Origin of the sequence: cf. Phormidesmis sp. LEGE 11477 (genome assembly GCF_015207105.1) — a bacterium.
In the GTDB taxonomy this organism is placed as follows: domain Bacteria; phylum Cyanobacteriota; class Cyanobacteriia; order Phormidesmidales; family Phormidesmidaceae; genus Phormidesmis.
In genome coordinates this window covers 25,700-47,566 of record NZ_JADEXO010000025.1, presented here as the reverse complement: position 1 = coordinate 47,566, position 21,867 = coordinate 25,700, and the positions used below count along the sequence as shown (strand labels likewise).

Genomic DNA, 21,867 nt, shown 5'->3' with positions numbered 1-21,867 from the left:
CAAGACCCACAAAAGGGAAGCATGCCTCCAGGGCACAATGGTTCCTATCATGACCTGGAGACGCCTGTACGCAACACAGCTCATTGGCTGATCACATTCCTCAAAGCTTACGATATTTCAGGAAAACAAAGCTTTTTAGATGCTGCTCATAAGGCTGCCGATTATCTATCTAGCAGCGACGCTCGCCCAATGGATGCAACTTTTTGGCATCGTAAAAATCCTGAGAAAGATACCTGTAACGGCCTGATGGGACAAGCATGGACTATTGAAGCGCTGACAATTGCTGCTGAGGCACTTGATAGACCTGAGTTGTTAACGCTATCAGAGCAGGTGTTTCTACTACACCCCCACAATTCAAAAACTGGGCTTTGGCAAAGCGTCAGCGTAGATGGCACCTACTTAGATTTTGACTACACATTCAATCACCAACTATGGTTTGCAGCCGCTGGCGGGTTGTTGGCGAAGCACGCCCTAGCAGACGATATTAATTTGAGTGTTCAGTGCTTTCTAGACCACTTGGATAGTAATTTTCGTGTGCATTCGTCTGGACTCATTAGGCATATAGTGTCGTTCCAACTTTTTCCAACTCGCAGGCGTGTAGAGAAGGCAGCAAGCAAAGTCTGGAAGATTAGGAATATAAAGAAACTATCTAAGCGTAATAAGTATCTAGAACAAAAGGAGATCGGATACCACAGCTTTAATCTATATGCGTTTAGTTTACTAAGACGTGCTTACCCCACACACTCTTTTTGGAAAAATAAGCAGTTTCTATCTAGCCTAGACTATGTGAGGTCCGAAGATTACTCAAAGCATGTTCGGGCCAGTAAATATGGATATCCATACAATCCACCGGGCTTTGAAATTCCTTTTGTTCTAGAAACTTTTTTCGCCGATGAAGAGTCTTATGATCTGCGATCGCAATGGGTATCTGAACAGCTATCACAGTGCTACGATTTTGACTCGAACTTAATGACTAATAACACTGCAGATAAACATACTCACGCTGCACGAATCTATGAGGCGACTCGGCTTAGCGACCTGGCATTGAACCTGCAAGAGAAAACTTTGAGTGGGGTAGCGTAAGATGAGAAAAAGCAGCAAAAGCTATAGATTCGTCTCTATTGTTATTCCTGTATATAATGATGCTGCTCGGTTGATCAAATGTCTCGAAGCGCTCAGCACTCAAACCTATCCTCATGATTTGTTTGAAGTCATTATCGTTGACAACCGTTCAGAAGACGACATTAAATCTCTAGTGTCTCAGTTTGACTGTGTAAAGTATGCCTTTGAATCTAAGCCCGGTTCATATGCAGCTCGCAATCACGGCTTGTCAGTTGCTAGGGGTGACATCATCGGTTTTACAGATTCTGACTGTGTGCCCGCTCCTGATTGGATAGAGAATGGTGCTAAAAAGCTGTTAGAAACAAATAACTGTGGGTTAGTTGCCGGACGTATCAACTTTTCATTTAGGAATCCTGAACGACCAACGACTGCTGAACTCTATGATAGCCTTACTTTTCTAAACCAAAAGCACTACGTTGAGATAGAACACTATGGTGCGACTGCTAACGCTTTTACCTTTCGAGAGGTATTTGAGAAAGTCGGATTATTTGATGCCGATCTTAAGTCGGGAGGTGATCGCGATTGGGGAAAGCGAGTCTACACGGCGGGATATCAACAGGTGTATGCTTCTAATGTCTGCATCACTCATCCGGCGCGTCACAGTGTCAAGGCGCTCAAAACTAAAGTTGTTCGTGTAGTGGAAGGTCAGAACGCGACGGATGTGTCAGAAAGAAAATTACTCTCTGCCTTTACAGATTTTCTAAAGGATGCCAAGCCTTACCTAGGTTACGCAAGATCAGTTCTTCGTAATGGAGAGATTTGTAGTATTGGCTATAAGATTGGTTTAATCCGCATACATATCGTTCTAAGGTATACAAGGGCCTGGAAAAAATTTCAGCTGAGCTTTCGATAGATATGAATAAACTCGTTTCCGTTATCATACCGTGCTACAACGCCGAACGCTGGCTAAATGAAGCCATCGATAGCTGCTTAGCTCAAAGCTATCAGCCAATCGAAATTATTGTAATTGACGACGGCTCTACTGATAGTTCATTAGACATCTTAAAAAGCTACAATAGTTCTTCTTCGAGGAAAGCAGACCAACGTATCCTCTTTGAAACTGGGCCCAACAGAGGTGGAAACTACTCTAGAAATAGAGGCTTTGCTTTATCCAAAGGACAGTATATTCAATTTCTTGACGCTGATGATTACCTACTGCCTAAGAAGATAGAGAAGCAAGTAGAGTTTTTAGACTTTACGAGCGTGGATGCTGTCTATGGGGATTGGCGACATCAATATCACCATGATGATGGAACGATCGAGTTGGATAGCATAAAGGTCTCTGATAGTCAGCCCGATATTCTATGGTCTTTACTATCTGGATGGTGGGTCTCGCCGGCTTGCCTTCTGTTTCGGCGTTCGGCTGTCGAAGCCTCGGGAGGCTGGGATGAATCGCTTAGCGTTGGACAAGATCGAGACTTTTTCTTGGCTGTAGTTATGGGCGGGGTAAAAGTTCGCTACCAGTCAGGCTGTGATTCTATCTATCGGCGTTATGGGAATGTCACTGTCTCGTCGAGTTCTCAACAAAAATATCTGTCAAATCACCTGAAGATTCTTGAAAAGTACGAAGCTCGCTTAAAGAAAGAAGAAGCGCTATCGGATGCCTATAAAGATGCTCTAGCACAGTCTTATTTCGTTATCGCTAGAAAGTATTTGCCTATTGATTCAGCACTCTACGACCAGTTCCTAGAAAAAGCACTATCGCTTTCGCCAAGTTTTCAGGCGCAGGGCTCAGAAAGGACTTTCCTCTATAGCCTTGCTCAGAAGATATTTGGTTTCAAAAAATTAGAGCTATTAGTCGTATCAGTGAAGAGATTTAGAAAGAAGATTCGGCGAGTGCTTGAAACGCCGCTCTCAGTGTGATCATTTTTTGTTTAAGAACTATACATAGATAGTCGTGTCGCTAGAGGAGAAAAAGTTGTATGTTGTCTACTCCTAAGAGTTTTGAACAACTCAAAAAGGGCTATGGATTTAGGAAGGCTCTATTCAAGGCCCACGTCAGAAGAAGCATACCTTGGCCAATTCGAACCAGACTAAAAAGTCCAATATTTATAATTGGCAGCAGCCGTTCTGGCACTACTATGCTGACTGACATCCTGGCGGCGGCAACCGAGGTCTGTAGCTTCTCGGAAAAGCCTATCGTCCGTCGTCATATGTGGAACATGGTAAAGTTCCCAGATTCTCTTTCTTACAATCTACCGCAGCTAGAGAAGACGCTTACTAGGCTCAGTGGGATTAAACCAGAACAGCGCTTGCTTGAGAAGACACCCGGTCACAGCTTGATAGCCGGTGCTCTAGCAACTTACTTTCCTGATGGCAGTTTTATCCACATTATTAGAGATGGAAGAGATGTCAGCAATTCTATGCTGGGACATAGCTGGATTTCTAGAGAGTTAAACGAGGAAGTAGAGGTGTTCTGGTTTCCTTACCTACCCCAAGTCTATCAAGAGAGATGGCCTAAGCTAGATTTATGGGAACGCGGAGTTCTTCGGTGGGCTGTCTATGTTACGGCAGCTAGAAAAGCCCAATCAGCGACAGAAAGATATTTCGAGACTAGCTACGAAGAAGTATGCAAAGATCCCCAACAGCATATATATCGACTCTTCAATTTCTTAGAGCTGACCGTTTCTTCAGACTGCAAGCAAGAAATTGCCAAAGTTAGACCAGTTAGTTCTAAAACAGATAAACGTAAGAATCTTAGCGAAAGGCACCAGCATTTTTATGAAGAAGCGCTATCAAATTTTGGCTTTAGTTCGCTGCAGGTAAAAAGCTAGCAAGAAAATTAAGTGACGTTTTTGGCCAACTAAATAAATGTTGAGGTGGAAGGAATTTGTACCACACCAGCATTTATCCTGTTCGCCTGTAGCGCTATGAATGGAGGGAAGTTCTACGCTGTCACATGCGGTTCGGAGTACCGCGCCAAGTACTTCTTGTACAGCTTAGGATAGCGAGACTGATAATAGAGGTCAAATTCATTTCTCTCTTCAGGTGTCAGAGCCTTTTTTGAATGGTACCTAAGTTGTTCTTCATCACCCAAAGTGACAGACTGCTGATTGTCCGTGTAGAGACTGATCGACCGCTGCTTGTGGAAGCTAAGGTCTTGTTTAAATTCCTCTAAGCTCTTCGATTTATGGCTAAAATCCATGAAATCTAGAAACTGGCTAAGCGTACTAGCTGGTTGAGTGACTAGGTCTTCATAATATAGTAAGGCCTTCTCTCCCCGGAACTTATCATATGCTTGCAGATTTTTGATATACCAATAAGCAGGCTGTAGAGCAGACTTACCTTCAAGAAAATCTGTAACAGTAGAGGCAGCTTTCCATTCCTCTGATAGGTGTCTCACAAGACACTCTTTGTAGTTACGTACGAGCAAGAGCACCTTTTCGTATTTGTCGATCTGCATAAAGCCTTTGTGCGCTCGATCAAATAGAAACTCACCATCGCCAGACTTGAGTAGCCTTTGGTGGCCAGGCGTAGGGTGTCCCGTTAGATATTCTGCTGAGTATCTCAGCCAATTCATTCCGCTCCTTGAGTAGCTAATCACAAGGGGCCTATCATACATTCTAAATCCGTATATCACATCTCCATCAGTTATTTTCTTTCTATACATCTTATAGGGAAGGGATAGAAGCGCTAGAGTCATTGGCCGATTTCTTACTTTGTTCCTCGATAGGTAGCTCTGTAATTCTTGAGAAAAATTCTTGAGATTCATTTGTTTGTCCTAAATCTTTCAAAAACGGCTCTACTCGATCACCGATGTACTGGCTAGCAATATTCAAGCTAAAATATAACAGGTTTCTTATATGTTCTCTCTTGCTACTGCTTTCAGAAGTATATCTAAGAGATCAAGTGTGTAAGGGTCAAACCTGTAGAAACTTCAGCAAGGCTCTTATCTGATAAGGTCCTGATAAGGTCTCTTTAGGGATGAATTCAAGGACAAATCGCCATCTATTCTTGTGCTCAAAGCCTACAACTTTACAGAATCTTTTTATTGTAAGTCATCCTTGTAAGTTAGGAAAATAGAGGTAGCTCAAACCGCTACCGAAGATACGCTTGAACATCAGACTAAATTACTCTTTGTATAAGGTAAGTGCTCTATGAGTTCTTCCTTCAGCAGCTCTTCTTGCTATCAGACTTCCTAACAAATAGCTTATAGAAGATGGCATTGCAGAGTATGGCATTCGGTAAGATGGATTACCTTACTTAAACCGCCGCAACATATAAGGTAAAGGAAGTGATGGTTATACCCCCCTCCGTCAGCGTCATTATTAATAACTACAATTATGAACAGTTCCTTCCAGAAGCAATTAATAGCGTGCTCAATCAAGCATACGAGCGTGTAGAGGTGATTGTTGTCGATGATGGATCTACAGATGGATCGAGTCAGGTGATTGCTGATTTTGGCGATCGCATTCAGGCTATCTTCCAAGAAAACGGTAAGCAAGCTGCTGCTCTAAACACAGGGTTTAAAGCAAGCAGCGGCGATATTGTTCTATTCCTAGATGCTGACGACTACTTACTGCCTGATGCTATTCAAAAGATCGTAGCAGCTTTCCAAGAAGGGGTGGGAAAAGTACACTTTCGGCTTCGAGTAGTCGATGGGAAAGATGAACCGCTAGGCTACTCTATCCCTTCTGCAGGAATGAGCCTAGCCACTGACGAAGTGTGGCGACAGCTACTACAGACTAGTAGCTACGTTAGCTCACCGATGAGTGGTAACGCTTACCTTCGCAAAACGCTAGAGCCGCTCTTCCCCATTCCTGACGAGTACAAAATGACTGCTGACGACTATCTGATGGTCTCCACGCCATTCTATGCAGGAAAGCTAGCTAGCATTGATGAAGAGATTGGTGCATACCGGGTTCACGATAGTAATCAGTGGGCACTAACTGCTGTTTCCGGTAGTCGGTTCCGCCGCTTCGTCAAGCACGACCTGCAGAACTTCGCGCTGTTGAGACAAAGGGCGAAAGCCTTTGACCAAAAGGTTCCAGAGGATCTAGAGCGGCGATCGCTCGGTCGCATCTGGTCGCGCCTAGCCTCTTTGCGGCTAGAGCCCCAGGAGCATCCAGTGAGCAGCGATCGCGTCCGGCAGCTTGTCTGGTGGGGAATCTACGCCGTCTGGCACTTCTCTAGCCACAATCTACCTAAAAGGGGGATCTACACCATCTTATTTTTGTGGGTGGGATTCATGCCTATCCCCTTAGCACGGTTAGGCATCACCTGGCTGTATGCGCCGCATCTGAGGCCAAAAGTGGTAGATACTACTCTGAATCGACTGCGCGCCCTGGTCAGCTAGGAGTAAACAAAAAGAAGCCTCATGCATATTGCTATTCTTCGCAGGGTGCCTAGATTTTCAGTCAGTATGGATGTCTATGCTGATGGACTGATAGCGGGTCTAAAGGCCGTTCGTCCAAGCTGGACTATCTCTGAGTTGCATCCTACCGTGTCAGATAGCAACGCCTTCAAGCCGCTCAACGGCATTCAGAAATATTATGAGCGATACTGGCGCTATCCCAATCGCTTGCGCCAGACCAAAGCTGATATCTTTCATATCATCGATCACAGCGACGGCTATCTTAGTAACTGGCTATGCCAAGACCAACAGCCAAATGTTGTCACTTGCCATGACTTGATCAATCTCATCCAGCCAGAAACGTTCAGGGGCCGCGCTGTATTCCCCTGGCTGAGTATGACGCTGTGGAAACAGGCTGTAAGGAGCATGCGACAGGCGGATCACGTCGTCGCGGTGTCTAGTCACACGAAGCAGGATACCGTAGAGCACTTGGCGATCGCCCCTCAATCTATCACTGTTGTTCCTAACGCCGTTGGCAGCCAGTTTACTGTTTTGCCTTTAGATCGCCGTCAGCGGGTTAGACAAAACTACGAGGCTGATACCAAAGCGTTTTGTCTGTTGAATATAGGGTCAAACAACGCTCGGAAGAACATCTCAGCTATTCTATCAGCAGTCGAAATTGCCAAAGATGCTGGCGTACCTGTACGCTTTTGGAAGGCGGGAGCCGATTTTACAGGCGAGCAGAAGCAGTTTATTGGCGATCGCAACCTACAAAACGAAGTAAGCTACCTTGGTAAGCTAAATGAAACCGAACTTATCGAGCTATACAACGCCGCTGACTGCCTGACGGCTCCTTCCCTATACGAAGGATTTGGGCTCACAATTCTAGAGGCAATGGCCTGCGGCACCCCCGTAATTACGGCTAATATCAACGCAATGCCAGAAGTCGCCGGAGAGGCGGCTCTATTAGTCAACCCTACTAGTATCGAAGAGATAGCTCAGGCCATTCAGAAGCTCTATAACCAGCCTGAACTAGCTAACATTCTGGTGGATAAAGGGTTAGCACGAGTTAAGAACTTTACTTGGGAAAAGACAGCAGAACAGGTTGCACAAGTTTATGAACAGGTTCTATCTCAAAACAAAAAGTGTAAAGATTGAGTAAAGCCAGATTGGCGGAGTTGAAAAAACAACAGATTTAGTATACACAAACTACTCTAAACAAACTTATAAGCAGAAACATATGAGTTACCAACTTCGAGATACCGTCCGTCTCCAGGGGCGAGACTTAGTGTTTGCAACTAAATACTGGCAAGAACGGCTGCTAAGTCAGTTGAAAGGCAAATTGCCCAAATCTTTAGTCATTTGTAACTCGTATCCCAAAAGCGGTACGCATCTGCTGTATCAGATCCTATACTCGATTCCTGGTTTGCAGCAGTGGGATGATATCGTTTCAGTTCAGGCGCTGTGCGGCATTATGAATACCCCATCTCATGTCCGCTGGAAGATTGGGTCTGCGCCCAGCGGCTCGATCGTCAGAAGCCACCTAATGCACTGCGATGAAATTTTAGAAGTGCTAGCTGAGTTTAACTGCAAGGTCTTATTTATATACCGCGATCTTCGAGATGTCGCTGTTTCTCACGCTCGCTGGGTAATGAAAGAGGAGCGTATCTTCTTGCATGACATCTATCAGCAGACTTCTGGCTTTGACGAACAGCTAATGAAGTCTATTAAAGGCGTTCCTGTCGGCAGTCCTTTTGCCTCCAATCTGTCGCAGCCCGATATCGGTACTGATTTTTCTAGATGGCAGGGTTGGGTGAGAGAAGATAACGCCTGCGCGGTTAAGTTTGAAGAGCTAGTTGGCGAGCGAGGCGGCGGGTCTGAAGAAAAAAGGCTGTATCTCGTAGAACAGATTCTGGACTACTTAGGCATTAATCTATCAGCTAACCAAATTAAGTCTCAGTTTGCCTCCTATGCGCTCAATCCAGAAGAGTCTCACACCTTTAGAAAAGGTGGCAAAGGAAATATTGGCGCTTGGCAGACGTCTTTCAAAGATGCTCATAAACAAGCTTTTAAGTCGGTAGCGGGGAATACACTAATCGATTTGGGTTATGAGTCACACTTAAACTGGTGAAAGAGACAGAAGCACTCGTATTCACTTTGTAGTGCAATACTCTGTAAATAATGAGTTAAATAATAAGTTGAATAGTCAACTGTAGATAAACAATCGATTAAGCACAGCTATTTTTTACGGTTGAGTTTGGGCTCAGTCGTAACATCAAGATATCAAATAGTATTGTCATAATTAATGTTATGGATAAAGAGTTTAGGCTTGGTGTCGTCTTCACCCACCCGACTCAGCATCACGGGCCGCTGTGGAGAAAACTGAGCGAGCAGCCTGGGCTTTCCCTCAAGGTGCTTTATCTCTCCGATGAAAACCAAGGTAGCGGCGATAGCTTTTTGGGTGAGAAAGCCCAGGCTTGGGATGTCGATCTGCTAGGTGGCTATAGCTATGAATATTTAAAAGATCTCTCTAATAAGGTGCCGACTAAGCGAACCAAGACCGTAATCAGTCCGGCGCTGCTCAGCCAGGTCAAGCCGCAGAACTTTGATGCCATCTTCATGCAGAGCTTCGTCAACTATTCCTATCGGATCACAGCGGCGCTGTGCAAACTGCGAGGCATTCCTCTGATTATGCAAAACGACGCCAGCATGATGAGTGATGGGCGCTACAGTCGCGCTCGGCTGATTGCCATGGCCTTTTTGTATCCTTGGATGAATAACCTGGCAGACTACTGGCTCTCTTGTGGGGATCACAACGAGGTTCATCTACGTCACTATGGCGTAGCCGATCGCAAGATTGTTAGAGGCTGCCATCCTGTAGATGGCGATCGCTTTCAAAAAACCATTGCTGCTCAGCCGAATGAAATTCAGCAGATTCGCCAAGAGCTCTGCTGGGATGAGAATACTCTGCTCTATGGTTTTATGGGCAAATACATTGAGCGCAAAAATCCCTTTGAATTTATTGATGGTATTGTGCTTGCCCATAAGCGCGACCCTAGAGTGCGAGGCGTTTTGTTTGGCGGCGGTGATCTAGAAAACGAGATTAATCAACGGATTGCAGAACTCAACGGTGAAGTGATTAACTATGGCTTCGTCAATCAGTCAAAAGTACCGCTTTACTTTGCGGCGCTCGATAGCTTCGTGGTCACCTCCTGGATTGATCCGCACCCGCTGGTTGTCTCAGAGGCTATGGTCTCAGGCACACCGCCTATCTTGAGCGATCGCTGTGGCAACTGGGGCTATAGCGATACCGTGCGCCATCGCTACAACGGACTGGTTTATCCCTGTGGGAGCGCTGAGGCGCTAGCAGAGTCGATTTTGACAATGGCAGATGGAGATACGCGATCGCGCTACAGCCAGAATTCAAAGCAGGTCTTTAGCGAGCAAGACATCAACTGCGAAGTCGGTGCGTTTCTAGAAGTGATTAAGCGTATTCAAGCGAACAAAGGCCATCGCTTAGCGACAGTAGATACCGCTAAAGATACTGCTGGGCTTGCTCAAACCTAAGCCTCGAACTTTTCTAATACTCGAATCGAACGGTAATCGAATGGTAGACGCTAGATAATGAAAGTACTGATATCTGCTTACTCTTGCGAACCAGGTCGAGGTTCAGAACGTGGCGTTGGCTGGAACGTTGCCTGCGAAGTTGCCAAGCGCCATCAGGTGTGGGTACTCACTCGACCGGACGAAAGCAAAGCAGCCATTGAGGCGGAACTCGCGGCCAACCCCAATCCTAATCTTCACTTTGTTTATTTTACGCTGCCCTTTTGGCAGGACAGTATGCGGTTAGGCCAGTCGGGCGCGATGCAGATTCACTACTACTTGTGGCAAATTCAGGCTTATCTTGTTGCCCGCCGCCTGCATCAAGAAATCGGGTTCGACATTTCTCACCACGTCACGTTTGTCAAATACTCTGCTCCAAGCCTACTCTCGCTGTTGCCCATTCCCTTTGTTTGGGGATCGGTAGGAGGCGGCGAATCCGCACCGCCTAAATTTTGGAAAGACTTCAGTCTGAAGGCTCGCAGCTACGAGATAGCGCGAGATATTTCTCGTAATATTGGTCAGCGAGATCCATTGGTAAAACTGACTGCCCGGCGCAGCACTGTCGTGCGATCAACGACCGATGATACCGCGAAGCGACTATACAAGATGGGCGCATCACACGTGGATATTGTTCCAGAGGTGGGACTGCTCGGCGAAGAGATTGCCGCGCTAAACCAATACCCCTTACCTCTATCGCAGCCAGTGCGGTTTATTAGCATGGGCCGTTTGCTGCATTGGAAGGGGTTCCATCTGGGCGTACAGGCATTTATCGAGGCAAATCTGCCTGATGCGGAATACTGGATAGTCGGTGATGGTCCCGAGCTAGAGTCTCTAAAGCAGATAGCGCAGGCGAGTAGTGTAGCTGGCCAAATCAAATTCTGGGGTAGGCTTCCTCGTGAGGAGACACTAGAAAGGCTAGGGGAAAGTCACGTTTTGGTTCATCCTAGTCTGCATGATTCTGGGGGCTGGGTATGTGTGGAAGCGATGGCTTCTGGGCGGCCCGTCATTTGCTTGGACTTAGGCGGTCCGGCTGTACAGGTAGGTGAGAAAACTGGAATCAAAGTGTCTGCCCAAACACCAGAACAAGCAGTCGAAGATATGGCAGTTGCCATGAGAAAGCTAGCTGCAGACCCTGCTTTACGCACGCAAATGGGCCGCTCTGGCCGTCAGTATGTCGATGAGAACTTTAGTTGGACAGTCGTTGGTGAAAGGTTAGATCAGCTCTATCAAAAAACGGTTGCCCTAGCTACTTCTTAGTTCTCTACCAATAGGATCAACTCACGAACGATTGGATCGTTTCTTCTCCGTATGCATGTGCTCATCCCGGCGCTCCATAGACCCACTAGGCCAACAGGCGTCTGCCGACATGCTGCAAATTTGGCCCTATGTCTGGCAAGTCGCGATCGCATCCACAGAGTCACGCTTATTATTGGACGCTGGCAACAGGGCTACTTCGAGCGTACGTTCGATCTTTCATCTGAGAAAATTACTGTTGTTCCGGTTGATATCAAAAACAGCTCGGCCTCTCGAAACTATTGGTTTTTGCAAGGGCTGCCTAAAGTTGCCAAAGCGCTAAGCCCAGACATTATTCATCTCTCTTTTCCATTTCCTTTTATTCGCAAATGGTTCAACGCACCTGTTGTCTCTACTATCCACGATTTGTATCCCTACGAATATCCCCAGAACTTTGGCTATCCTAGAGTACTGTTCAATCAGGCTTTCTTACAGCAGTGCGTGCGCGGCAGCGATGGCCTTGTCTGCGTTTCCAAAGAAACTTTGGAATCTCTAGAAACCTATTTTTCACGAGTCAAAAGTCAGAAGCAGACCACTGTTATCTATAACGTGGTTGATTTTTCAGGCATCTCACCTCAAATGCCCAGTTCAGTCGCTGAAGATCTCTCTAAGTCGTTTTTACTGACCGTTGCCCAGCATCGTCAGAACAAAAACCTGGATCTGCTCATTCGAGTCTATGCCACTTTATGCGACAATCATACGCTCTCGAATGAGACCAAACTCGTTATAGTAGGCAGTACCGGGCCTGAAACAGAAAACCTTCAGACCCTAGTGGCCAACTTAGGCGTACAAGACCGGGTTCTTTTTCTTTCAGGTCTCGAAGACTCAGAACTCCGATGGCTTTATGAGCAAGCTGAGTTGTTTGTGATTCCTTCTTCTACAGAAGGCTTTTGCCTACCGCTAGCTGAAGCTCTATCACTTGGTTGCCCGGCTGTCTGTTCAGATATTCCTGTTTTTAGAGAAGTTGGGCTCTCTTCCTGTCGGTACTTCAAGCTTGACGAGCAGGCCGCTCATACACTCGCCGAGGTAATGACCGACGAACTAAACATAGGCAGGCCATCGACAGCCATTGCCGATTCCCGATTTCTCAAGCAAACCGTATCCAAGCGGCTATTGGATTTTTATATGCAGCTCGCTGTCGATCAGTAAAAGCCATTTATCTAAAGGGCAACCCTTAATCAGCTATGGATCAGCTCAGACTCAAAAATCAAAGCTTTGCCTACCAGGAAAAGGGCATTGTTAGTAATTCTAGACTGATCTTGATTGGGTTTGCGAGTGCTTTCTTTCCCCGCCTGCTAGATTCGCTTGGCGCACCAGCGGTGATCAATTTTGTTCACTTTGGCATTGTTCCTGCAGTTTTCCTGATTGCTCTCTTTACGACTAAGACGCGCGATCGCAAAAGAACACGTACCGTTGCCCAGCTGGTATCAGCTATTTTCGCTCTGCTGATCACACTACTCATTAGCACTGTACTCAACGGCGCTGGCATGCCGAATATAGCTTTGCAGTTTATGTTTCAGGCGGAGCCATTCTTGCTGCTCACAGCCATTATTGCTGTGCCGATGACGGGCGAGCGACTAGAGAAATTTCGCTACTGGGTACTTGGGTTTGCGCTATTCAATCTGGTATTAGCGATCGCGCAGTCAATCCTATTGCCTTTGGGGCTGTATCCTAAACCTACAGGTGGCACGCTTCAAGACAACATCGGCGGCGTCTTTGGCGGCGGCGGCGGCAGTGCTGCTAACTATGTCTCCTGTACAGTATCACTTTACTTCAGTATTTACTTCTTTAATCATTTCAAGCAGTCTCCACTCTGGCTACGCGCTCTCCCTGTATTGGCGGCGCTGTACCAGACACAAGTATCAGATTCAAAGCAAGTCTTTATGGGGCTTGCTATAGGATGGGGGTTGCTAGCAGCTACAAACGTCGAGAAGCCACTAAAACTCATTGCTTACCTATCGGTTGGCAGCATTGCTGCCTTCGTGTTTGGCTGGATGCTGCTTAACCTAGATGCTGCCTTTCTAGCACCTTATCAAAATTGGACAAATCGACCTATTTGGGGATGGGATGGGTTAGCTGCACAAACTAAATTTGCTGGCTTTCGCATTATTCCGACCCATTTCGAGTCCCCTTTAAACTGGCTTTTTGGCTTAGGACCTGGCCATACGGTGAGTCGTCTGGGCGGCTGGGTAATGCGAGACTACAGAAGCTTATTAATGCCTTTGGGCGCAACCACGAATCAGGCATCGGCTGACGTTTGGGAAGTCGTATATACGGTCTATCTACCTCGTGAATCAACCGTCTATTTTCCACTGTTTTCCTGGATGGGTTGGTGGGGAGACTCTGGCATTGTCGGTATCCTAATCTATCTCTACCTTTGCTTCGTTGTATGGCAGAAAGTGTGCGTAGATGACTTTGGCAAGTTTTTACTACTGTCTACCGCTAGCTTTGGCTGGATCTTGACACAGATGGAAGAACCAGGACATGTACTGACAGTGGCCTGTTTGCTCGCGCTTAGGTGGCAAGAGACTAGAGAGAAAGAGACATCTAGATAGCGTATTCGATTAGAGCGCGTAGTGCGTATAAAGATAAGCTGGAACCTCGCTAAATATGTATCACTCAAAAAAAAGACTACAGAACGTCATCTATCAGTTGAATGACGTTCTGTAGTTAATTTGATCGCGGAACTAGTGCAACGAGCTTATGATTCTATGTCAACTCTACGCTTGCGAACCGCCGCAATGCCCATACCCACAAGTCCGGGAAGGAGCGCAGGCGTTGGTATGGGTGTACCATCAACAGGGGCACGGTAGAAGAGGCTAACGTGTGATACGTCTTTTAAGTTGCCGTTGTTGGGGTTTGTGAAAGGTGATGTCCAACTATACTCTCCATTACTATTAGGAACATTAAGGAGATATGCCACAACCGTACTCGGGTCTACGTTGTTGGCGGCTCCCTTGAATGTGAGCAAAAGATCTGTAGGACTCGATGAACCCTGACGACCACTGGTCAGCAACGTCACAACGCTTTGATCCAGTGTGGAATCGTTAAGCAGTTTAATTATGCCGTTTGTTCCGCCAATGAAGTTGAAGTCGTCGCCGCTATTTTGTCCGGCTCCATCGTCTTTCCCGGCAACTATCCAGTCGCTTTTACCGAAGAAAGCTTCGCTATTTATATCTGCTTCTTTGTCATTATTTAGAACATCTGAGTACTGACAGCCTAGCGATGGATTGTTTTGGTCGGTAGGATTTACTTGGGTGACCAAGGATGTGAAATTTGGAGCACAGGAGAGGGCAGCGGCAGCGGCAGGCTTGAGCTGAAGGATCCAGCTCGCCGCTACGGAGCCGACTGCGATCGCCGCTACGCTAAGCGATTTTTTCGTTAACATCATTTGTTGTTCCGAAAACGTAATTGTTAAGACATATGAGTTATTTCTGTCGCGCAGGATAGTAAAGAGTATCCACTTGGACAGTAACCATCATGAACTTTCTATAACCAGCCGTAAGAAAGGTGAAAATTTCTACGCCCCCTTTCTAACATGTTTGAGAGTTACCTGATCTGACAACTAACAAGAGTCAGAGCATGAGCACTCGGTTCAACAGGGCAGCTTGACAAGAAGTCACAATTAGTTAGAATACACCTATACAGCACATAGTCCCGTACGCAGCCTTACCTGTCAATGATTAGCTGCCTGATATATCAAAGTCTTTATATATATCGTGTTCGAGATTATATTCAACTAGCGTCAGTTGTCGTTTACCTTCGTGGATTTACTTTTGGCCAGACCTTCCACTACGTAATAGTAGATCGTAAACAGCACGCCTGAGAATATCTGCCCTCCCCAGAAGCCATGCCAGAACTTAAACCACTCTGGCCCCCAATATATCTCTGCAATGGTGACCAACATTAGCCGAGGGATATTGGCAAGGAATGCGATCGCCACTGCCATAGAAATCAAGGCGATCATTTGATTCCTAGGTTGCTTATACAAAATCCCCATGAACAATCCAGCGGCGGCCAGGGTAATTGCCATGTCCAAGCCATTACAGCCCCACCCCACTTCGACTGCCCCTTCAGGAAAAGTGATATATATATCCTGATTGACGGCAGGAAACCCTACGCTCTGCATTGCCAGCGTTGCCCCCCAGGCCATAGCCTTTTCCAAACCCTGATGAGGAACAAAAAACTCCCATAGGAAACGCGATATCAGACCTATCCGGGGATATACCGTAAGGCTAATAAAGAACGTTGGCATCAGAAACAGCCGAAAAAAAGCTGCGCCCCAAAGGCTAAAGACGATGCCGACAAGTATCAATAACCAGAGTAGAGACTGAGGCCAGATCGCAAAGCGGCAAAATGGAAAAAGAATCGCGCTAGAGCCGATTAGTAGATAGCCCAGCAGTCGGTCCTCTTCAGCCGATTCTAGCTGCCTTAGAACTTTTCGCTTGCTCCATAGCTCCAGGCCCGCTAAAAACAACATGCTAGCTATCAAAAACCAGCCTATCTTGCCTTTGAGTATTCGAGGAACTAGGTAGCCAAGCCAAGCTGGCAGATACAGCAAGCCAATAGATAGCCCTAATAGCGAAAACCGGCCCTGGTTAGTCTGTAGCGCCTGCTGTAGCAAACTTTGCAAATTGCTGCCAAGCTTTTGTTTCCATAACATGGTAAAGATATCCTCTCCGCATTGAGGCCGTTGCGTAAGTTTGTCGATTTAGTACTGAAGCAATACATCACTAACGACGCTTCAACCCAATTCGGCTTAGCCCAATCATGCCTAAGCCAACAACGACTAAGTTACCCAAGCTAGCAATCCCTGACTTTGTAATGCCTTGCCCTCTGGTTTGTTTGAGCGTTTGAGCTCGGCTAGAGATTTCTTGCGAGGCCTGACGTAGCTGATCTGGTGTCAGCTCAGCAGCTAGCTCCGGGTTGCTAATTGTTTCATCTATCTGCGCCTGTAGCTGTTGCTCTTGAGTAGAGATTGCCTCAAAGGCTTGATTCCTAAGAATTAGACTGTCGCGAATAACTAATCCAGAAGAAAGCAGCATGGCGACGCCCACGACCAGGCAAAAGAGAGAAAACGGTCTCTTTAGTCGACGATTGTCAAAGATGCTGTAGAGCAAAAGGGCAACACCAAAGAAAAAGACAATGCTGCGATCGCCCGCCTGCTGAAGAAAGCCAATGCGCCATTCTAAAGCTAATGGATTAGGCGGCGTACTCAGCACTAACAAATCGACAATGAAGCCGCCAACGCAGGCAATGCCGACAACAGTACAAATGCTTTTGGCCAAACCGCTGTTCTCATAGGCAAGCGGCTGTCCTGAGCTAGGTTGACGAGATTTCAGGATACTAGTCATGTTAAATACAAAGAGTAAGTTAGCTGTATTAGTGGAAGTGCATTGATTGCATTGATGGAAGCTTGATTAACTAATGCAATAGTTTATTTAATAGTAGGATAAGGCTTGTCGGTCATCGACTCTGATTAGTGCAAGTTTGATTAAGAATGTTTTTATACAATCAATGCTTTAGCTTCATCAACAAACTGTTAAAAAGCCGTCACAGAGCGTTTGTCTCTTATCTGAAGCTATTTAGCTGATACCATTCCGCTAAAGAATGACTTAGGGGCGAGAATTAAATAAAAGGTACAGTTAGTTTCCGAGCCCTCATCCCCAACCCTTCTCCCGGAGGAGAAGGGGGCCGGATCTAGCTCCCTCGCCCTTTGGAAGAGGGTTAGGCTGAGGGTGACAAGAAGCAGTAGCTTGGACAAACTATTTAATCCTCGATCCTTAAAAATCCCTCATGCCCGAATAAGAGCGCAAGGGATCTTTAAAGGAGAATCTTTAACTACAACAGCACTTAGACCACGGAGCCGAAGCGGCAGCAAGCATTCTCATTCGATTGGTGAGTTCTAGGATTCAGCCGATTCCAACTCTTCTTCCTTGCGACGGCGCAGGGCAGCAACGCCCATTCCAATCAAGCCTGGTAGCAAAGCAGGCGTGGGAACAGTCGTGAAGGAGTAATTTAGGAAGTCAGACTGGACTGGGTTGCCACCACCGTTAAGCGCTATGACAACACTCGAAGGACTGACAGCCGTATTATTCGGTCCACTCGTGAAGAAACCACGAAGATCGGCTGCAAACAAATCGTTAGGTCCAACAGGGCTAAACAAAACATTGGAGACGCTAGTTGCAGTAAAAGATGGGCCTGAATCAACAGAGAAAAGCACTTGCGGGCCACCCAGCAAGTTTCCAGCACCATCTAAGACCAAATCGTTTAGAAACACCGTGTTGCCAATCAAAGTAGCGAAATCTTCAGTACTAGACGAATCTACTTCACTAGTAGCCCCACCAACGAAGTCTATGCCTGAGCTGGAAACATTCTCGATGAAGTCACCCTGAGGCTCAGCACTATCCTGATCAAAAGCGAGCCTACCTCGAAAGATTGCTGCTTCCGAGGCTGAGAAAGATGCTGATGCTAGAACTGCACCTACTGCGAGTGCACTACTGACTAAAAGTTTTCTTTTCATTATTTTTTCACTACGTATACTGCTTTCTTAGACTATAGACTTACGTGCTTTGTGCGGTTGCCTAAGGTGACAAACTACTTTCAGTGGAAAATACACAAAAGCCTAGATACACCCATACTCGTATAAACACCATAAAGGACTCAATATGGAGACCTTATGTAGGGCTATTCAATTTGAAGACAAAACCTTACGTAATTATACTAGCGATACTTACTATTATCTATAAAACTTGTTCTATGTAGGTAAACACTAACATCTTCATAGAAACTTTGGAATACGACCAATTACCAGCAGTCGGGCTTAACTTTCTCTAGAAACCACACCTAGTACATTGATATTTGCAATCTTCAACTGTTCCATTGCTCTATCTAACAGTGGCTGTCTGAGCTTGCCAGGATGAGTGACTAATAGCACACCATCTGCGTGATTTGACGCCAGGTAGGCGTCCGATTGACCTAATAGCGGCGGTGTATCAAAGATAATCAGATCAAATGTAGATTGAAGCCTATCGATGACTTGAGCCATGCTGCGAGAAGATAGCAATCGGGCCGGCTCGACGGCAATAGAGCCTGAGCAGAGGACATACATATTCGGCTCTGTAGAAAGCTTTTGGATGGCCGCAGAGTTAGAATCGCCTGAGCAAAGGTTCGTTAATCCAAGGTCGTTGGGTAGCTCTAGATATTGATGAATGCTAGCGTTTCGCAGATCCGCGTCGACGAGCAATACACGTTGACCCATCGCGGCAGCGGTTTCGGCTAGATAGATGGCGACGGTTGATTTGCCTTCTTCTGGCATAACTGACGTAATCACAACTGATTTCAGGGGATTGTCAGAATCTAGAAGTCTTAAATTGGTGAATAGTAATCGGAAGGCTTCGGAGAAAGGATCGCTCTGATAGGACCGAGACTGTCCGTTGGTCTGCTCGGAGCTAATGGACTGATCCCTGTCAGTGACATTTATAGGTGCATCTTCTGTGATGACGGCAGCAGCACTGTCTTTAATATTGGCACCTACATATTGTAGAGATTCGGTGACACTCTCTTGGGCACCAGTTCCGTTCAAAATTCGGTTGTTCGGTATTCTAGCTAATATCGGCAGCCTGGTTGTCTTTCTAATATCAGTATCACCGTAGATAACGCCAGTTGCTCTATCGAACAATAGCGCTGAGGCGACGCCTAAAAGAATGCCTAGTATCGCACCTAAAACTAGATTCTGAGGAAGGCTTTCTGGCTGCGATCGCGGTGTAGTTGGCGGGGTGACAATTTCCCAGGGAAGCTCCCCTTGGGCCGCATCGATCTGCAGCGCCTCTCGTTTGGCCAGAAACTGATTTAGGTTATTAGTTGCAATCTGTAGCTCTCGCTCAATATCTGTGTAGTCTCTAGAGATAAAAGAGAGATTGTCGATATTGCTATTAATTTCATTGAGCGCCGTTGTCAGCGCCCTGTCTCTGCTGGTCAATTCACGAATCTGCGTCTGTAGCTCTTCTTGTGTCTGCAAACCCTGTTCGGCTAGCAGGTTGCGTAGATTTTCCCGTTCTTCTAGAAGTACTTCCATTTCTGGACTGGTTTCTAGATAAAGGGTAGAGGCTTCTGCAATTGCTGCGTCAAGGGCAAGCAATTCATCTAGCACCCTCTGGTAGCGGGGATTTTGTGCTAAGGCAGACGAACTAGCTTGCACTCTAGGATTGGCAAGCTGCTGAGTCAAATTAGCGTAGGCGTCTTGTACTTGAGAGAGCTGCGATCGCACCTCAAGCTGCTGTTGGGCAAATGTCGCTGCTTGGCCCGTGAGCTGACCACCTCGAGAACCGGGATCTATCAGGTTATTTTCTAGTCGCAGTGATTGCAGCCGTCCGGCAAAATCATCGACCCTTTCTCTCAAATCAGGAATCTTCTTTTCTACAAAGTCTAGTCCTAGCCTGATATCCGCTTGCCTAGATTCTAGGCTGTAGTCTAGATAGGCTGCGGATACCAGATCTAAAACGACTCGCACTATCTGCAGGTCTGGCGACTGGAAGGAAACTTGAACAATGTTAGACCCCTTGCCCAGTGGAGAGACTCTAAGCTGCGAAGCTAAGCGGTTGTAACAGGGATCGTAGTTTTGCTCGAAGGCACTGGTCAGCGGCGGACAGTAGCCGGGATAGCGATCGCGAATGCCATCGATCACAGGCTGAAGCACCGTTGGACTCGTCAGCAGTTTCAGCAGATCGGTATTGGTGACTTGCTCCGGGCGAGCGGTTAGCGTATCCGGTACATCTGAAATAATTTCTGTTTCTGTACTCCCGGCCTGGATCAAAAGCTCAAACTGCGCTCGATAAACTGCCGTGCTTGAGAGCACTCTTACTCCTGCTAGCGTAGTCGTCAGAACGGTCATAGTGGCAATTAGCCACCACTTACGCAGCAAAGCTTTCCCAATCGAAGCAATATTCAGCCCGCCCTCTAAGTCTTCGAGAGCCGCATCTGAGATATCTGCTGCGCCTCTTGATTGTGATGTCGCTAGTGTCATTTTATGCCCACTCCTTAATCAAGAACGTTCAACAGCCGTAACGGTAAGAAAATACTCTGGATCACCCGGCTCACTGGCCCTAGAATAGAACCAACAGTATCATCGACGTCTGCTAAGAACGATGGGTTTACCACAACTACATCGTTATTTCGCAGCAGCGGGTTGGATTCCTCGTTGATGCCTTCGTCGAAGTCGACAGAAATTATTCGCCGGGTCACGGTTCCGTCCGGGTTAAGCCGAATCAGTTCCGCTTCGGCTTCATTCGCTCTGTTGTTAAATCCGCCTGCTGCCAGAACTGCCTGACTCAGCGCCGTATTTGGCTCTAATTCTAGCGTGCCAGTCCGCTCTGTTTCGCCAACAATATTGACCCGGATAGAATCGGGAGAGAAGCTAGCCGCCGCCAGCTCGGGTACTTCTTCGGGATTGAGTGCGGTGGCAGCCGGCACAAAGACCGTATCGCCTTCTTGCAAAATGGCATCCTGCTGTAGATTCCCCGACTGTAGCAACTGCCACAGATCAACCTCAAACACCTGGGGCGCACCTGCTCTAGTGGCTCTAGACACCTGCACGCTTCTAATATCCGCCTGCGGCTTGATTCCGCCGGCTACCTGCAGCGCCCTTGTAACCGTCGTCGCACCACTGCCACCGCCCGAAGACCCCGGTGTGCCCGCATTGCCGGTTCTTGCCTGGCCGCCCTGTAGCGTGTAGGGTCCTGGCCTGTACACTTCGCCGATGATGGCAATATTAATCGGCTGGTTCACGTTACTGGCAAAGCTGGCATCTGCTAGCAGTGCCGACTCTTCTAAAGGCACCATCGCTGTGGGCACAAAGATAGAATCGCCGTCTCGTAGGGTGAGATTTTGAGCCTGATCGCCGCTGCGTATTAGCTGCCATAGGTTGGCTTCTAGGGTTTGGTAGGTGCCGTCTTGCTGACGGCGATACACCAGCACCTGACGAATATCTGCCGTTTGGGTGGTTCCGCCTGCGGTTTCTAGTAGCTGGGTTAGCCGAGGAAGGACTGTGCCTTGGGCGGCGATCGCATAGGCACCTGGGCTGTTGACTTCGCCTGCGATCGCAATTTGTACCGGACGAGTTGAGCTCAGATTGACAGTAATGATAGGTCTTCGTAGGAATTCACCATATGCCTCGGAAAGTCGTGCGGCTGCTTCTGGCAGGGTGAGCCCTCTCACATCTATAGCACCCACCAGCGGCAGGTTGAGCGTCCCATCAACTAGTACCTGTCTTTCACCGCTGTATTGGGGTACTCGAAAGATATCTATCTGTACAATATCTCCTGTCCCTAGCGTATAGTCGCCTCTGGGGGGCTCAGGTAGAGTCTCGCCCGTTGCAGGAGGCATTAAAATGTTGCGAGCAGGTGTGTTGTCAACTTGAGGGAAGCTAAGCGGAGCAGCTAGCACACTAGGTGTAATTCCTAAAAATGCGACGGCTGCGAGTAGAAGCTGAAAAGGACCACGAGACACGGTGGGGATACCAAACGGCGTTTTCAATCAGGCCAAAAGCTGCATAAATC

The 21,867-nt window shown here is 47.0% G+C and carries 18 protein-coding genes; 11 read left to right on the top strand and 7 right to left on the bottom strand.

The window, feature by feature from the left end; genetic code table 11:
• Positions 1 to 21: 21 nt before the first annotated feature.
• The 4 genes from IQ256_RS09760 to IQ256_RS09745 are packed head-to-tail and all read left to right on the top strand — an operon-like array spanning position 22 to position 3,896.
• On the top strand, positions 22 to 1,083 hold the full coding sequence (locus tag IQ256_RS09760) for an agl cluster protein AglQ (protein ID WP_193855356.1): 1,062 nt from the start codon (positions 22 to 24) through the stop codon (positions 1,081 to 1,083).
• Between the two features lies 1 nt (position 1,084).
• Positions 1,085 to 1,975 carry a glycosyltransferase family 2 protein gene (locus tag IQ256_RS09755; RefSeq protein WP_193855355.1) on the top strand — a complete coding sequence of 297 codons (891 nt, stop codon included), beginning with the start codon at positions 1,085 to 1,087 and terminating at the stop codon, positions 1,973 to 1,975.
• Between the two features lie 2 nt (positions 1,976 to 1,977).
• Positions 1,978 to 2,985, top strand: a complete 1,008-nt coding sequence (locus IQ256_RS09750; protein WP_193855354.1) for a glycosyltransferase — start codon at positions 1,978 to 1,980, stop codon at positions 2,983 to 2,985.
• A 59-nt stretch (positions 2,986 to 3,044) separates the two neighbouring features.
• The gene (locus IQ256_RS09745) at positions 3,045 to 3,896 is read left to right on the top strand and encodes a sulfotransferase (RefSeq protein ID WP_193855353.1); all 852 of its coding nucleotides are present in this window, start codon (positions 3,045 to 3,047) and stop codon (positions 3,894 to 3,896) included.
• 113 nt (positions 3,897 to 4,009) lie between these two features.
• Here the strand turns inward: IQ256_RS09745 and IQ256_RS09740 are convergent, their stop codons facing one another.
• Entirely contained in the window at positions 4,010 to 4,765 is a 756-nt protein-coding gene (locus tag IQ256_RS09740; protein WP_228024732.1) for a sulfotransferase domain-containing protein, read from the bottom strand.
• A gap of 594 nt (positions 4,766 to 5,359) precedes the next feature.
• On the opposite strand from IQ256_RS09740, the gene IQ256_RS09735 reads away from it, so the two are divergent.
• From IQ256_RS09735 to IQ256_RS09705, 7 genes are all read left to right on the top strand, one after another.
• Positions 5,360 to 6,418 carry a glycosyltransferase family 2 protein gene (locus IQ256_RS09735; RefSeq protein ID WP_193855351.1) on the top strand — a complete coding sequence of 353 codons (1,059 nt, stop codon included), beginning with the start codon at positions 5,360 to 5,362 and terminating at the stop codon, positions 6,416 to 6,418.
• A 21-nt stretch (positions 6,419 to 6,439) separates the two neighbouring features.
• Entirely contained in the window at positions 6,440 to 7,573 is a 1,134-nt protein-coding gene (locus tag IQ256_RS09730) for a glycosyltransferase family 1 protein (RefSeq protein WP_193855350.1), read from the top strand.
• Between the two features lie 82 nt (positions 7,574 to 7,655).
• Positions 7,656 to 8,546: a sulfotransferase domain-containing protein gene (locus tag IQ256_RS09725; RefSeq protein WP_193855349.1), complete on the top strand. Its 891-nt coding sequence runs from the start codon at positions 7,656 to 7,658 to the stop codon at positions 8,544 to 8,546.
• A gap of 179 nt (positions 8,547 to 8,725) precedes the next feature.
• Positions 8,726 to 9,982: a glycosyltransferase family 4 protein gene (locus IQ256_RS09720; protein ID WP_193855348.1), complete on the top strand. Its 1,257-nt coding sequence runs from the start codon at positions 8,726 to 8,728 to the stop codon at positions 9,980 to 9,982.
• Positions 9,983 to 10,039: 57 nt separating this feature from the next.
• Positions 10,040 to 11,275: a glycosyltransferase family 4 protein gene (locus IQ256_RS09715; RefSeq protein ID WP_193855347.1), complete on the top strand. Its 1,236-nt coding sequence runs from the start codon at positions 10,040 to 10,042 to the stop codon at positions 11,273 to 11,275.
• Positions 11,276 to 11,326: 51 nt separating this feature from the next.
• On the top strand, positions 11,327 to 12,460 hold the full coding sequence (locus IQ256_RS09710; protein WP_193855346.1) for a glycosyltransferase family 1 protein: 1,134 nt from the start codon (positions 11,327 to 11,329) through the stop codon (positions 12,458 to 12,460).
• Positions 12,461 to 12,495: 35 nt separating this feature from the next.
• On the top strand, positions 12,496 to 13,866 hold the full coding sequence (locus IQ256_RS09705) for a hypothetical protein (RefSeq protein ID WP_193855345.1): 1,371 nt from the start codon (positions 12,496 to 12,498) through the stop codon (positions 13,864 to 13,866).
• A gap of 146 nt (positions 13,867 to 14,012) precedes the next feature.
• Here IQ256_RS09705 and IQ256_RS09700 read toward each other — a convergent pair whose 3' ends face one another.
• The 6 genes from IQ256_RS09700 to IQ256_RS09675 all read right to left on the bottom strand — a co-directional run bounded on the left by IQ256_RS09700 (position 14,013) and on the right by IQ256_RS09675 (position 21,817).
• Positions 14,013 to 14,702, bottom strand: coding sequence for a PTPA-CTERM sorting domain-containing protein (locus tag IQ256_RS09700; protein ID WP_193855344.1), 690 nt, complete (start codon positions 14,700 to 14,702; stop codon positions 14,013 to 14,015).
• A gap of 354 nt (positions 14,703 to 15,056) precedes the next feature.
• Complete coding sequence (crtC, locus tag IQ256_RS09695) at positions 15,057 to 15,974, bottom strand: cyanoexosortase C (RefSeq protein ID WP_193855343.1); 918 nt, start codon at positions 15,972 to 15,974, stop codon at positions 15,057 to 15,059.
• A gap of 70 nt (positions 15,975 to 16,044) precedes the next feature.
• Positions 16,045 to 16,665, bottom strand: a complete 621-nt coding sequence (locus IQ256_RS09690; protein ID WP_193855342.1) for an HpsJ family protein — start codon at positions 16,663 to 16,665, stop codon at positions 16,045 to 16,047.
• A gap of 551 nt (positions 16,666 to 17,216) precedes the next feature.
• Positions 17,217 to 17,834: a PTPA-CTERM sorting domain-containing protein gene (locus tag IQ256_RS09685; RefSeq protein ID WP_193855341.1), complete on the bottom strand. Its 618-nt coding sequence runs from the start codon at positions 17,832 to 17,834 to the stop codon at positions 17,217 to 17,219.
• Between the two features lie 300 nt (positions 17,835 to 18,134).
• Complete coding sequence (locus tag IQ256_RS09680; protein WP_193855340.1) at positions 18,135 to 20,336, bottom strand: polysaccharide biosynthesis tyrosine autokinase; 2,202 nt, start codon at positions 20,334 to 20,336, stop codon at positions 18,135 to 18,137.
• A 14-nt stretch (positions 20,337 to 20,350) separates the two neighbouring features.
• Positions 20,351 to 21,817 carry an SLBB domain-containing protein gene (locus IQ256_RS09675; protein ID WP_370623398.1) on the bottom strand — a complete coding sequence of 489 codons (1,467 nt, stop codon included), beginning with the start codon at positions 21,815 to 21,817 and terminating at the stop codon, positions 20,351 to 20,353.
• Between the last annotated feature and the right edge of the window lie 50 nt (positions 21,818 to 21,867).